This window comes from Streptomyces sp. NPDC091416, from assembly GCF_044756845.1.
Taxonomy (GTDB): Bacteria; Actinomycetota; Actinomycetes; order Streptomycetales; family Streptomycetaceae; genus Streptomyces.
Window position 1 is genome coordinate 18,462 of sequence record NZ_JBIVTU010000021.1, and the last position, 12,371, is coordinate 30,832.

General features: G+C 70.0%; 10 protein-coding genes. 6 read left to right on the forward strand and 4 right to left on the reverse strand.

Annotated elements, in window-relative coordinates:
• Nucleotides 1-171 precede the first annotated feature (171 nt).
• The 5 genes from ACIQMX_RS38190 to cseC all read left to right on the forward strand — a co-directional run bounded on the left by ACIQMX_RS38190 (nucleotide 172) and on the right by cseC (nucleotide 4,783).
• Nucleotides 172-1,074 carry an A/G-specific adenine glycosylase gene (locus ACIQMX_RS38190; RefSeq protein ID WP_363071548.1) on the forward strand — a complete coding sequence of 301 codons (903 nt, stop codon included), beginning with the start codon at nucleotides 172-174 and terminating at the stop codon, nucleotides 1,072-1,074.
• A 206-nt stretch (nucleotides 1,075-1,280) separates the two neighbouring features.
• Nucleotides 1,281-1,925: a SigE family RNA polymerase sigma factor gene (locus ACIQMX_RS38195; protein WP_363071550.1), complete on the forward strand. Its 645-nt coding sequence runs from the start codon at nucleotides 1,281-1,283 to the stop codon at nucleotides 1,923-1,925.
• Entirely contained in the window at nucleotides 1,913-2,692 is a 780-nt protein-coding gene (locus ACIQMX_RS38200) for a hypothetical protein (RefSeq protein ID WP_363071552.1), read from the forward strand. The genes ACIQMX_RS38195 and ACIQMX_RS38200 overlap by 13 nt, the downstream gene beginning before the upstream one ends.
• A gap of 10 nt (nucleotides 2,693-2,702) precedes the next feature.
• A complete protein-coding gene (gene cseB / locus ACIQMX_RS38205; protein WP_363071554.1) occupies nucleotides 2,703-3,407 on the forward strand; it encodes a two-component system response regulator CseB in 705 nt (234 codons plus the stop codon).
• The gene (gene cseC / locus ACIQMX_RS38210) at nucleotides 3,404-4,783 is read left to right on the forward strand and encodes a two-component system sensor histidine kinase CseC (protein WP_363071555.1); all 1,380 of its coding nucleotides are present in this window, start codon (nucleotides 3,404-3,406) and stop codon (nucleotides 4,781-4,783) included. The genes cseB and cseC overlap by 4 nt, the downstream gene beginning before the upstream one ends.
• A 77-nt stretch (nucleotides 4,784-4,860) precedes the next feature.
• Here cseC and ACIQMX_RS38215 read toward each other — a convergent pair whose 3' ends face one another.
• Complete coding sequence (locus tag ACIQMX_RS38215; protein WP_363071557.1) at nucleotides 4,861-6,435, reverse strand: MDR family MFS transporter; 1,575 nt, start codon at nucleotides 6,433-6,435, stop codon at nucleotides 4,861-4,863.
• Nucleotides 6,436-6,558: 123 nt separating this feature from the next.
• Here ACIQMX_RS38215 and ACIQMX_RS38220 point away from each other — a divergent pair, with 123 nt between their 5' ends.
• Nucleotides 6,559-7,143 carry a TetR/AcrR family transcriptional regulator gene (locus tag ACIQMX_RS38220; protein ID WP_363071559.1) on the forward strand — a complete coding sequence of 195 codons (585 nt, stop codon included), beginning with the start codon at nucleotides 6,559-6,561 and terminating at the stop codon, nucleotides 7,141-7,143.
• Nucleotides 7,144-7,164: 21 nt separating this feature from the next.
• Here the strand turns inward: ACIQMX_RS38220 and ACIQMX_RS38225 are convergent, their stop codons facing one another.
• The 3 genes from ACIQMX_RS38225 to ACIQMX_RS38235 form a co-directional block, all read right to left on the reverse strand.
• On the reverse strand, nucleotides 7,165-7,878 hold the full coding sequence (locus tag ACIQMX_RS38225; RefSeq protein WP_363071561.1) for a M23 family metallopeptidase: 714 nt from the start codon (nucleotides 7,876-7,878) through the stop codon (nucleotides 7,165-7,167).
• A 491-nt stretch (nucleotides 7,879-8,369) separates the two neighbouring features.
• A complete protein-coding gene (locus ACIQMX_RS38230; protein ID WP_363071563.1) occupies nucleotides 8,370-9,563 on the reverse strand; it encodes a PQQ-binding-like beta-propeller repeat protein in 1,194 nt (397 codons plus the stop codon).
• Nucleotides 9,564-9,784: 221 nt separating this feature from the next.
• Nucleotides 9,785-12,313, reverse strand: a complete 2,529-nt coding sequence (locus ACIQMX_RS38235; RefSeq protein ID WP_148020025.1) for an ATP-dependent Clp protease ATP-binding subunit — start codon at nucleotides 12,311-12,313, stop codon at nucleotides 9,785-9,787.
• Between the last annotated feature and the right edge of the window lie 58 nt (nucleotides 12,314-12,371).

Genomic DNA, 12,371 nt, shown 5'->3' on the forward strand with positions numbered 1-12,371 from the left:
CATGGGCCAGTTGCCGCAACGGCTCGCGGGACGTGCGGCCACTTGCCGGAACGCGAGTCCTGTGGGGTGCGGAAAGACGGAGGTCACTATCACTCCAAGGGCTTCCATGAGGGACGACACCCCCGTGCCCCCGACCTCTCTCCACACTTCCGTGCCAGGATCGACGGTGCGATGACTGCCACGACTGCGACACAGACGCCCCCCGCCTCCCTCCACACTCCCGTCATCGGGTGGTTCGACCAGCACGCCCGCGATCTGCCCTGGCGCCGCCCCGAAGCGGGCGCCTGGGGCGTGATGGTGAGTGAGTTCATGCTGCAGCAGACCCCCGTCAACCGGGTCCTCCCGGTGTACGAGCAGTGGCTGGCCCGCTGGCCGCGGCCCGCCGACCTCGCAGCGCAACCGCCCGGCGAGGCGGTCCGCGCCTGGGGCCGGCTCGGCTACCCGCGGCGAGCGCTGCGCCTGCACGGCGCCGCCCAGGCCATAACGGAACGCCACGGAGGAGACGTACCGAGCGAGCACGCCCAGTTGCTCGCGCTGCCGGGGATCGGCGAGTACACGGCAGCGGCCGTGGCCTCGTTCGCGTACCGGCAGCGGCACGCCGTCCTCGACACGAACGTCCGCCGGGTGTTCGCCCGGGCCGCGTCCGGCATCCAGTACCCGCCGAACGCGACCACCGCCGCCGAGCGCAAGCTCGCCCGTGCCCTGCTGCCGGACGAGGACGAGCAGGCGGCCCGGTGGGCGGCCGCGACGATGGAGCTGGGCGCCCTCGTCTGCACCGCGAAGAACGAGGACTGCACCCGCTGCCCGATCTCGCAGCAGTGCGCCTGGCGGCTGGCCGGGAAGCCCGCGCACCAGGGGCCCCCGCGCCGCGGCCAGACCTACGCCGGCACGGACCGGCAGGTGCGCGGCAGGCTCCTCGCGGTGCTGCGCGAGTCGGTCGGTCCGGTGCCGCAGTCGGCGCTCGACGCGGTGTGGGAGGAGCCGGTGCAGCGGGCCCGTGCGCTGGACGGCCTGGTCTCCGACGGCCTGGTCGAGCCGCTGGCGGGTGGCCAGTACCGGCTGCCGCTGACCTGAAGGGCCGGGCGGAGCCGTTCCGCTCCCCCGGCCCCTTTGTCCCTCTCCTCCTGCGCTGTTACACAACCGATGGGCAGCCGTGCGTCCGCGTACGGCTGCTCCGCACAGCCTCGTGACAACAGCTCCGTAGCGTCACCGAAGTCAGCCCGACGACCAAGCGGCTGGCGGCGGTCATACGGGGATTCACGGGGACGGAGGCGGTTGTCATGGCGCAGGGTGAGGTGCTCGGCTTCGAGGAGTACGTACGTACCCGGCAGGACGCGTTGCTGCGCAGTGCGCGTCGGCTGGTCCCCGATCCCGTGGACGCGCAGGACCTGCTGCAGACCGCGCTGGCCCGCACCTTCGGCCGGTGGGACGGCATCGCCGACAAGTCCCTGGCCGACGCCTATCTGCGCCGCGTCATGATCAACACCCGCACCGAGTGGTGGCGTGCGCGCAAGCTCGACGAGGTCCCCACCGAGCAGCTCCCCGACGCCAGCATCGAGGACGGCACCGAGCAGCGTGCCGACCGCGCCCTGCTGATGGACGTCCTGGGCGTGCTGGCTCCCAAGCAGCGCAGCGTGGTCGTGCTGCGACACTGGGAGCAGATGAGCACGGAGGAGACGGCCGCGGCCCTCGGCATGTCGGCCGGTACGGTGAAGAGCACCCTGCACCGGGCCCTGGCCCGGCTGCGCCAGGAGCTGGAGAGCAGGGAGGCGGCGAGCCGTGCCGAGCGGATCCGTGAGGACGGGGAGCGCGTGGCGGCTGTCCGCGTCGCGGCGCCCCGGACCCCGGTCCGGTCGCGGGAACAGGCAGGGGCGCCCCGGGAGGGGCGTCACGACGAGCGGGGGCGGGAGCGGTGCGCGGCCTGACAGGCAGCGGTGAGGGCGGTGGCAGCGGTGGCCCCTTCACCGGACGATCCACGGGCGACGGGACCGGCGGCACGGTCACCGGAGAACCCACGGGCGACGGGACCGGCGGCGGTCGGAGACCCGGGCTGACCGGCTGGGCGGCGAGTGGCACGGCTCTGGCCGGGCTCGCCGCCTTCGGGCTGTTCGCCGTCAGCTGCTCCACCGGAGGCACCGGCACGCGGGACGAGGGCCCGGCGGGTACCCAGCCGGTCGCCCAGGTCACGCCCAGTGCCACCGCCCCGTCGACGGCCAAGCCGACGCCCCGGGTCGACGCGGTGGCTCTGCTCAAGGCGGACTCCGGGGTGAGCGAGCGGGTCCGGACCGATCTGAGGCCCTGCACCGGTGACGAGTACCCGGTGGACACCTCGTACGGCACCCTGACCGACGGCCCCTCCGCCGACGTGGTGGTGAACGTGATGACCTGCGGCGACTCGGTCGGCGTGGGCACCTATGTGTACCGGCCGCGGCCCGACGGCACGTACGAGAACGTGTTCACCATCGAGCAGCCCGCGGTCTACGGGACCATCGACCGCGGCGATCTGGTGGTGACGACGCAGGAGTACGGGAAGAAGGACGCGGTCGCCTATCCCTCGGGCGAGGAAGTGATCACGTACCACTGGGCGAACACCCGGTTCAGCGAGCAGGACCGGGTGCACAACGACTTCAACAGAGCCGTCGGTACCGGGGACGGGGAATTCCCCGCGCCCGCCGAACCGGCGAAGAACTGAGAGCAGTCCGATGGCCGAGACCCATGTCCTGTTCGTCGAGGACGACGACGTCATCCGCGAGGCCACCCAGCTGGCGCTGGAGCGGGACGGTTTCGTGGTCACCGCGATGCCCGACGGCCTCCTCGGCCTCGAAGCGTTCCGCAGGGACCGGCCCGACATCGCGCTGCTCGATGTGATGGTCCCCGGCCTGGACGGGGTCAGCCTCTGCCGGCGCATCCGGGACGAGTCGACGGTTCCGGTGATCATGCTGTCGGCGCGGGCCGACTCGATCGACGTGGTGCTCGGCCTGGAGGCGGGCGCCGACGACTACGTCACGAAGCCGTTCGACGGAGCGGTCCTGGTCGCCCGGATCCGGGCCGTGCTCCGCCGCTTCGGCCATGCCGCCGGAAGCGGGGCGGGCGGCGGCGAGAAGGCCGAGGGGGCCGAGGGCGGCGTGCTCGTCTTCGGTGACCTGGAGGTCGACACCGAGGGCATGGAGGTGCGCAAGGGCGGCGAGCAGGTGGGCCTGACCCCCACCGAGATGCGGCTGCTGCTGGAGTTCTCGGCCGCGCCCGGCACGGTCCTCTCCCGCGACAGACTGCTGGAGCGGGTCTGGGACTACGGCTGGGGCGGGGACACCCGGGTCGTCGACGTCCATGTCCAGCGGCTGCGTACGAAGGTCGGCCAGGACCGGATCGAAACGGTCCGCGGCTTCGGCTACAAGCTCAGGCCATGAGGCGCCCGGCCCTGCGGACGGGCGTCCGCTGGAAGATCAGCATCGCGATCGCGGCGGTCGGCGCCCTGATCGCGGTCGCACTGAGCCTGGTCGTCCACAACGCCGCCCGGGTCTCCATGCTGGAGAACGCGCGCGAGGTCCAGCTGGAGCGGCTGAACTACGCCCAGCTGCTCTACGAGGCGACGAAGACGAAGAAGGCCGACCCCCGCTTCGGCGCGAAGCTCAACGATCCGACGATGCCGCAGAGCCTGCGCCGGGAGACCCGGCGCAACCGGCGGGCGACGCACGTCGAGGACGGCGGCGGAGTGCCCGACGTCTGGGCGGCCGTGCCGTTGCCCGGTGGCGACGTGCTCTCGCTGCACACCCGTTTCGCCGACCGCTCCACCACGATCCTGGGCGATCTCGACCGGGCCCTGATCATCGGCTCGGTCTCGGTGGTCTTCGGCGGATCCGCGCTGGGCGTGCTGATCGGCGGCCAGCTCTCGCGGCGTCTGCGCAAGGCGGCGGCCGCCGCCGGGAGGGTCGCGCAGGGCCATACCGATGTACGGGTCGGGGACGCCGTCGGCGGGGTCGTGCGGGACGAGACGGACGAGCTGGCCGGCGCGGTGGACGCCCTGACGGACGCGCTGAACGAACGGATCGAGGCGGAACGCCGGGTCACCGCGGACATCGCGCACGAACTGCGCACCCCGGTGACGGGTCTGCTGACGGCCGCCGAGCTGCTGCCGCCGGGCCGCCCCACGGAGCTCGTACGGGACCGGGCGCAAGCGATGCGCACGCTGGTCGAGGACGTGCTGGAGGTGGCCCGGCTGGACAGCGCGTCCGAGCGGGCGGAGCTTCAGCAGGTCGCGCTGGGCGAGTTCGTCAGCCGCCGGGTGGCGCTGCTGGACCGGGGGGTGCGGGTCCAGGTGGTCCACGAGTCGTGGGTCAGCACGGATCCGCGCCGGCTGGAGCGCATCCTGTTCAATCTGCTGGGCAACGCCGCCAAGCACGGCTCCAACCCGGTGGAGGTCACGGTCGAGGGCCGGGTGGTGCGGGTCCGCGACCACGGTCCCGGGTTCCCGGCGGCGCTGCTGCGGGAGGGACCGAGCCGGTTCCGTACCGGATCCACCGACCGGGCCGGGCACGGGCACGGGCTGGGGCTGACGATCGCGGCCGGTCAGGCCCGGGTGCTCGGTGCCCGGCTGACCTTCCGCAACGCGGCCCCCGAGGGTGCGCCCGAGGGTACCGGCGGGGCGATCGCCGTCCTGTGGCTGCCCGAGCACGCGCCGACCGACACCGGCAGCTTCCCCATGCTCCAGCTGGGCGAGCAGCGTGGTCCGGAGCCGAGGCGCAGGACGTCCGACGCTCGCGGCGGCACACGCCCCGACCGCTGAGGGGCCGGGCCGGACAGCGGTACGGGGAAGGCCGCGGGGCGCTTGCCCCGCGGCCTTCCCCGTGTACCGGCAGCCGCTCAGACCGCTTCGGCCACCGGCGCCTTCTCCGGTCCGGCGCCCCGCAGCGGGACCTCCTTGACGAACAGCGCGGCCACCAGCGCGATCAGCGCCACCGATCCGCCCACCAGGAAGGCGATGTGCGTGCCCGAGGCCACCGCGAACTCGTACGCCTCGCGCACCGGCACCGGCAGCTTCGCCATGCCCTCGGCGTCCAGCGTCGCGGAGTGCATGGTGGCTCCGCCGCCGCCGCGGGCGGCCATCTCGTCCTGGACCCGCCCGGTGAACAGCGCGCCCATGATGGCGACGCCGAAGGAGCTGCCGAGCGTGCGGAACAGGGTGGTGGAGGACGAGGCGACACCCATGTCCTTCATCTCGACGCTGTTCTGCGCGACGAGCATCGTGATCTGCATCAGGAAGCCCATGCCAGCGCCGAGGACCGCCATATAGACGCCGGAGACGAACCGGGTGGTGTCCGTGTCCATCGTCGAGAGCAGGAAGAGTCCGGTGACCATCAGGACCGATCCCACGATCGGGAAGATCTTGTACCGGCCGGTGCTGGTGGTGATCCGTCCGGCGACCAGCGAGACGATCATCATCGCCAGCAGCATCGGCAGGAGCAGCAGTCCGGAGTTGGTCGCGGACGCGCCCTGGACGGACTGCTGGAACAGCGGCAGGTAGAGCACCGCGCCGAACATCACGAAGCCCGCCATGAAGCCGACCACGGACATCAGCGTGAAGTTGGCGTTGCGGAAGATGTGCAGCGGGATGATCGGCTGCGCGGCCTTGGTCTCGACGAAGAGGAAGCCGGCGAGCGCGGCGACGCCGATCGCGATGAGCTCCATGATGACGGCGGAGTTCCAGTCGTACTCGGAACCGCCCCAGGTGGTCACCAGCACGATCGCCGTGATGCCGACGGTCAGCAGTCCGGCGCCCAGGTAGTCGACCTTCGCCTCGGTGCGCTCCCGCTTGGGCAGGTGCAGCACGGTGATGATCATGGCCAGGGCGACGGCGCCCAGCGGCAGGTTGATGTAGAAGCTCCAGCGCCAGCCGAGGTGGTCGGTGATGGTGCCGCCGACCAGCGGTCCGCCGATCATCGCGAAGGCCATGACGCCGGCCATCATGCCCTGGTACTTGCCGCGCTCGCGGGGCGGCACGAGGTCGCCGATGATCGCCATGACGCCGACCATCAGACCGCCGGCGCCGAGCCCCTGAACCGCCCGGAAGCCGATCAGCTGGCTCATGTCCTGAGCCATTCCGCTGAGGACCGAGCCGATCAGGAAGATCACGATGGACGTGAGGAACATGCCCTTGCGCCCGTACATGTCGCCGAGCTTGCCCCAGATGGGAGTCGAGGCGGCGGTCGCCAGGGTGTAGGCGGTGACCACCCAGGACATGTGTTCCAGACCGCCGAGACTGCCGACGATGGTCGGCATGGCGGTCCCGATGATCAGGTTGTCGAGCATGGCGAGCAGCATGGCGATCATCAGGGCGAACACCACCACCCGCACGCTGCGCTGCTGCGGGGCGGGCTTCTCCGCCGGTCCGGGCGGTGCCCCCGCTTTCCCGTCCGCTGCCTTCATCAGGTCCGCCATGTTCCCCAACTCCCCGGTTCCCCTGTACACCGGGCCCTTACTTGCCGCCCGGCTAGTTGACTACACTCGGGGAAGGTAGCCCCGTAACTAGCCGGGCGTCAAGTAAGTTTTTGGGAGAGCACCATGGGCAGCACGCCGCAGCCGCGCCGGGGCAACACCCGCCAGCGCATCCAGGACGTCGCCCTGAGCCTCTTCGCCGAGCAGGGCTACGAGAAGACCTCACTGCGCGAGATCGCCGAGCACCTCGATGTCACGAAGGCCGCGCTCTACTACCACTTCAAGACCAAGGAAGACATCCTCGTCAGCATCTTCGAGGACCTGAACCGGCCGATCGAGGAACTGATCGCCTGGGGCGCGGAGCAGCCTCGCACGCTGGAGACGAAGAAGGAGATCCTCGTCCGCTACAGCAACGCCCTGGTGAACGCCTCCGCGCTCTTCCGTTTCATGCAGGAGAACCAGGCGACCGTGCGCGACCTGAGCATCGGCGTGACGATCAAGGACCGGGTCCTGGCCCTGGTGGACCTGATCAAGGACCCCGACGCGCCGCTCACCGACCAGGTGCGGTGCTTCACGGCGCTCTTCGCCCTGCACGCCGGGATGCTCGCGCTGAAAGACGTCGACGGCGACCCCGAGGACAAGCGGAAGGCCGCCCTCGAAGTCGCCGTCGAACTGGTCACCCGGGCTCACGACCCGGGTTCCGCCCAGTAGCGGGATGGTGTCCCGGCCGGATCAGACCGAGATGCCGTGGTGGTGCAGGAAGTTGACCGGGTTGACCGCCGAACCGTAGTTCGCGGTGGTCCGGATCTCGAAGTGCAGGTGCGGACCGCTGGAGTTCCCGGTGTTGCCGGAGAGGGCGATCTTCTCGCCCTTCTTCACGTGCTCACCGATGTGCACCTGGATCTTCGAGAGGTGCGCGTACTGCGAGTACGTGCCGTTGCTGTGCTTGATCACGATGGCGTTGCCGTACGCGGGGCCGTCGCCGCCGCCGTTCGGGCCGGCCTTCACGACGGTGCCGTTGTGCGCGGCCTCGACCTTGGTGCCGATCGGCACGGCGAAGTCCTGGCCGGAGTGCTTGTGCGCCCAGCGGGCTCCGTCGTTGCCGAAGGTCGCGCTCAGCTTGTAGTGGTCGACCGGGGTCTCCCAGGCGAGCTTCGCGGCCTTCTTGGCTGCGGCCTTCTTCTTCGCCGCCGCCTTCTTCTTCGCCTCGGCCTTCTTCGCCGCGGTGTGCTGGGCCGCCTTGCCCTGTGCGGCCGCCTGCTGGGCGACCGACTCGGCGGTGGTCGCGCTCGCCAGGCTCGCCGTGTTGGTGGTGCCCGCCGTGCCGGCCGCGAACGCAGCGCCCGCACCGAGAACCATCGACGTCCCCAGACCGGCTGCCAGGACTGCGCCACGGACACGGGAAGCGGACGGGCGGCGGGTCTGGAACGTAACGCGCTTCGACATAAGCAGAAAACCTCCGGGATGACTGGACCCGGCGGCGTGCCGGGCTGGCCATACCTTGGTAACCCGCACCCCCGGATGCACTCAAACCCCCCATCTACGAAGAAAAGCCGTAGACGGAGGCCCGGGAATTCGTCGCCACAAGGCCCGGTCCGCACCTCCGGCCACTGTCCGAAAGTCTTCGCCAGGACAGGTTTAACCCCAGTTCCAAACCACTCATACTGGACACAGCCCCGCCATCCAGGCAGTTCGCTCCAAACACCCGAAGGCCCCACCGCGCACCGGGCCGAAGGTCCCGTCCGCGTTCAGGGCGTTTTCTCCTAACGCGCCTAGTAGGCCTCGAAAGGGCTGTGCGCCTTGTCACCGGCGGTGGGACCAAGGACTGTCCGTTTCGGGACCTTCGGCCCGGGGTGGCGGCACTGCCCGGCGGGCAGTGCCGCGGCCCGAAGCGGCTGCACCACCGCCAGGCGGCGCCGCGGCCCGGGGTTGCGGTGCTACCCGACGGGCAGCGCCGTCACCTTCTTCGCGTGCAGGGCCACGAGCTGCTTGCCGCCCGCCGCCAGGTACCAGCGCTGAAGGTCGCCGCTGCCGTCGTTGTACGTCCAGCGCAGCTTTCCGCTGCCGGGATCGTAGGCGTGGATGCCGCCGTCCTTGTCGAACTCCGTCGCCCCGTAGAGGACGTCGCCCACCTTCGCGAACTGCCAGGGGGCGGCGACGTCCAGGCTCCCCTTGTCGTGCCAGTGCGCCTTCCCGGTCGCGGGGTCCGCCGCCCAGAGGCCGTGCGCGCTGTCGGAGACGTAGAGGACCCCGTCCAGGACCGCCGGGTCGTTGAAGCGGCTGAACCTCTCGGTCTCGAAGGACCAGCGCTCCTTGCCGTCGGCCAGGTCGTAGGCGCGCATCCGCTGCCCGTTGGCGAGGATGACCAGGCCCTCGTGGACCACGAATCCGCGGTTGTTGGACCGGCCGATCTTCTTCGTCCAGACCTGGTGGCCGGTCGCGGTGTCGCGCACCGTGAGGTTCTCCCGGAAGTCCGTGTAGACGAGACGGTTGCCGGCCACCCGCGCGGTGATGCCGTTCTGCTCCGTCCCCTTGTCCCGCTTCTCCCGCCAGACGACCTTGCCCGAGGTGGTGTCGATCGCCGCGATCACGTTCTCCGGCGTCCTCAACTCCTTGTCCAGGATCCCCGCGACGACATACACGTGGTTCGCGTCCGCGGCGATGGGACGGGGCTGGGAGTACTGCTTCTCCATCCGGCTGCGCCAGGTGTCCTTGCCCGTCGCGGGGTCCAGGCCGACGATGTTCCCGTCGTACCGGGCGCTCTGCAGATAGAGCGTCCCGTCACCTACGAGCATGTTGGCGCCCGGGGTGGTGACCTCGGCGCGGGACCAGATCTCCTTGCCGGTGGACAGGTCGCGGGCCACGAGCGGATCGCCCGAGACGAGCACGACGTTGCCCACGACCGCGATCGCGGAGATCCAGGCCAGTCCGTCGTACGTCGAGGCGTGCTGCCAGGCGGGCTGCGGTTTGGCACCCGGCGCCGGGGCGCCGGCCGACTCCTTCGGCACGTCCGGTCCGCCGGCGCCCGGCTCGTCCTCCGGCCCGCAGGCCGAAGCCCCGGCCCCCAGCAGCACCAGCCCGGCTCCCGCCGCCTTCATCATCTGCCTGCGTGACACATCGCTTCTGCGCATGATCTGCCCCGTCCCCCTCGCCGTCTCGTCCACGCCCGGACGATGCGTCCGGAGCCGGGCCAGACTAGCCAGCGAATTTCCGCCGCTGCGCGGCACGGACCCGACCGGGACATCTCTGTGACATGCCCGTCACCGTGTACGCAACAGCAAAGAGGCGGCCCCGAACCGGTGTGATACCGGTTCGGGGCCGCCTCTTCGTGCGCTCGGGCGCTAGGCGCCGCTCACGCTTCCTTCGTCATGTTCGGGCCGGCGCCGCCTGCCGCCTGCTCGATCGGAGGAACGTCGGGCAGAGCCGACTTCTCCTCGCCACGGAAGGTGAACTTCTGCTCGTCACCCTCGCCCTCGGTGCCGACGACCACGATGTGACCGGGGCGCAGCTCGCCGAAGAGGATCTTCTCGGAGAGGATGTCCTCGATCTCGCGCTGGATCGTCCGGCGCAGCGGCCGGGCGCCCATCACGGGGTCGTAGCCCTTCTTCGCCAGCAGGGACTTGGCGGCCGGGCTCAGCTCGATGCCCATGTCGCGGTCCCGCAGGCGCTCGTCCACCTTGGCGAGCATGAGGTCGACGATCTGGATGATGTCTTCCTCGGTGAGCTGGTGGAAGACGACCGTGTCGTCGACACGGTTGAGGAACTCGGGCCGGAAGTGCTGCTTGAGCTCTTCGTTGACCTTCGTCTTCATCCGCTCGTAGTTCGTCTTGACGTCGCCCTGGGCGGCGAAGCCCAGGTTGAAGCCCTTGGAGATGTCCCGGGTCCCGAGGTTGGTCGTCATGATGATGACCGTGTTCTTGAAGTCCACGACCCGGCCCTGGGAGTCGGTCAGGCGACCGTCCTCCAGGATCTGGAGCAGGGAGTTGAAGATGTCGGGGTGGGCCTTCTCGACCTCGTCGAAGAGGACGACGGAGAACGGCTTGCGGCGCACCTTCTCGGTGAGCTGGCCGCCCTCCTCGTACCCGACGTAGCCGGGAGGAGAACCGAAGAGCCGCGAGACCGTGTGCTTCTCGCTGAACTCCGACATGTCGAGGGCGATGAGCGCGTCCTCGTCACCGAAGAGGAACTCGGCGAGCGTCTTGGACAGCTCGGTCTTACCGACACCGGACGGGCCGGCGAAGATGAACGAGCCACCGGGACGCTTCGGGTCCTTCAGACCGGCCCGCGTACGGCGGATCGCCTGCGAGAGGGCCTTGATGGCGTCCTTCTGGCCGATGACGCGCTTGTGGAGCTCGTCCTCCATGCGCAGCAGACGGGAGGACTCCTCCTCCGTCAGCTTGAAGACCGGGATGCCGGTGGCGGTGGCGAGGACCTCGGCGATGAGCTCGCCGTCGACCTCGGCCACGACGTCCATGTCGCCGGCCTTCCACTCCTTCTCGCGCTTGGCCTTCGCCGCCAGCAGCTGCTTCTCCTTGTCACGGAGAGACGCCGCCTTCTCGAAGTCCTGGGAGTCGATGGCCGACTCCTTGTCGCGACGCACGCCCGCGATCTTCTCGTCGAACTCGCGGAGGTCCGGCGGCGCGGTCATCCGGCGGATACGCATCCGGGATCCGGCCTCGTCGATCAGGTCGATCGCCTTGTCCGGCAGGAAGCGGTCCGAGATGTAGCGGTCGGCCAGCGTCGCGGCCTGGACCAGCGCCTCGTCCGTGATGGAGACGCGGTGGTGGGCCTCGTAGCGGTCGCGCAGACCCTTGAGGATCTCGATGGTGTGCGGCAGCGACGGCTCCGCGACCTGGATGGGCTGGAAGCGTCGCTCGAGAGCGGCGTCCTTCTCCAGGTGCTTGCGGTACTCGTCGAGCGTGGTGGCGCCGATGGTCTGGAGCTCGCCTCGCGCCAGCATGGGCTTGAGGATGCTCGCCGCGTCGATCGCGCCCTCGGCGGCGCCCGCACCCACGAGGGTGTGGAGCTCGTCGATGAACAGGATGATGTCGCCGCGGGTGCGGATCTCCTTGAGGACCTTCTTCAGGCGCTCCTCGAAGTCACCGCGGTAGCGGGAGCCGGCGACCAGCGCGCCGAGGTCGAGGGTGTAGAGGTGCTTGTCCTTGAGGGTCTCGGGCACCTCGCCCTTGACGATGGCCTGCGCCAGGCCCTCGACGACCGCCGTCTTGCCGACGCCGGGCTCGCCGATGAGGACCGGGTTGTTCTTCGTACGGCGGGACAGCACCTGCATGACCCGCTCGATCTCCTTCTCGCGCCCGATGACCGGGTCGAGCTTGGATTCACGAGCGGCCTGGGTGAGGTTCCGGCCGAACTGGTCGAGCACCAGCGACGTGGAGGGCGTGCCCTCCGCGGGGCCGCCCGCTGTGGCCGCCTCCTTGCCGCCCGAGTAGCCGGACAGCAGCTGGATGACCTGCTGGCGCACCCGGTTGAGGTCGGCGCCCAGCTTCACGAGGACCTGGGCGGCGACGCCCTCGCCCTCGCGGATCAGGCCGAGCAGGATGTGCTCGGTGCCGATGTAGTTGTGGCCGAGCTGAAGGGCCTCGCGGAGCGACAGCTCCAGGACCTTCTTGGCTCGGGGCGTGAAGGGGATGTGCCCGGACGGGGCCTGCTGGCCCTGACCGATGATCTCCTCCACCTGCTGGCGGACCGCCTCGAGCGAAATCCCGAGGCTCTCCAGGGCCTTAGCGGCGACACCCTCACCCTCGTGGATCAGGCCCAGGAGGATGTGCTCGGTGCCGATGTAGTTGTGGTTGAGCATCCGGGCTTCTTCCTGAGCCAGGACGACAACCCGCCGCGCGCGGTCGGTGAACCTCTCGAACATCGTTAATCGCTCCTCAGAGCGGTCAGGCAGTAAGGGGTCGGTCCCCTCCCTGTCCTTC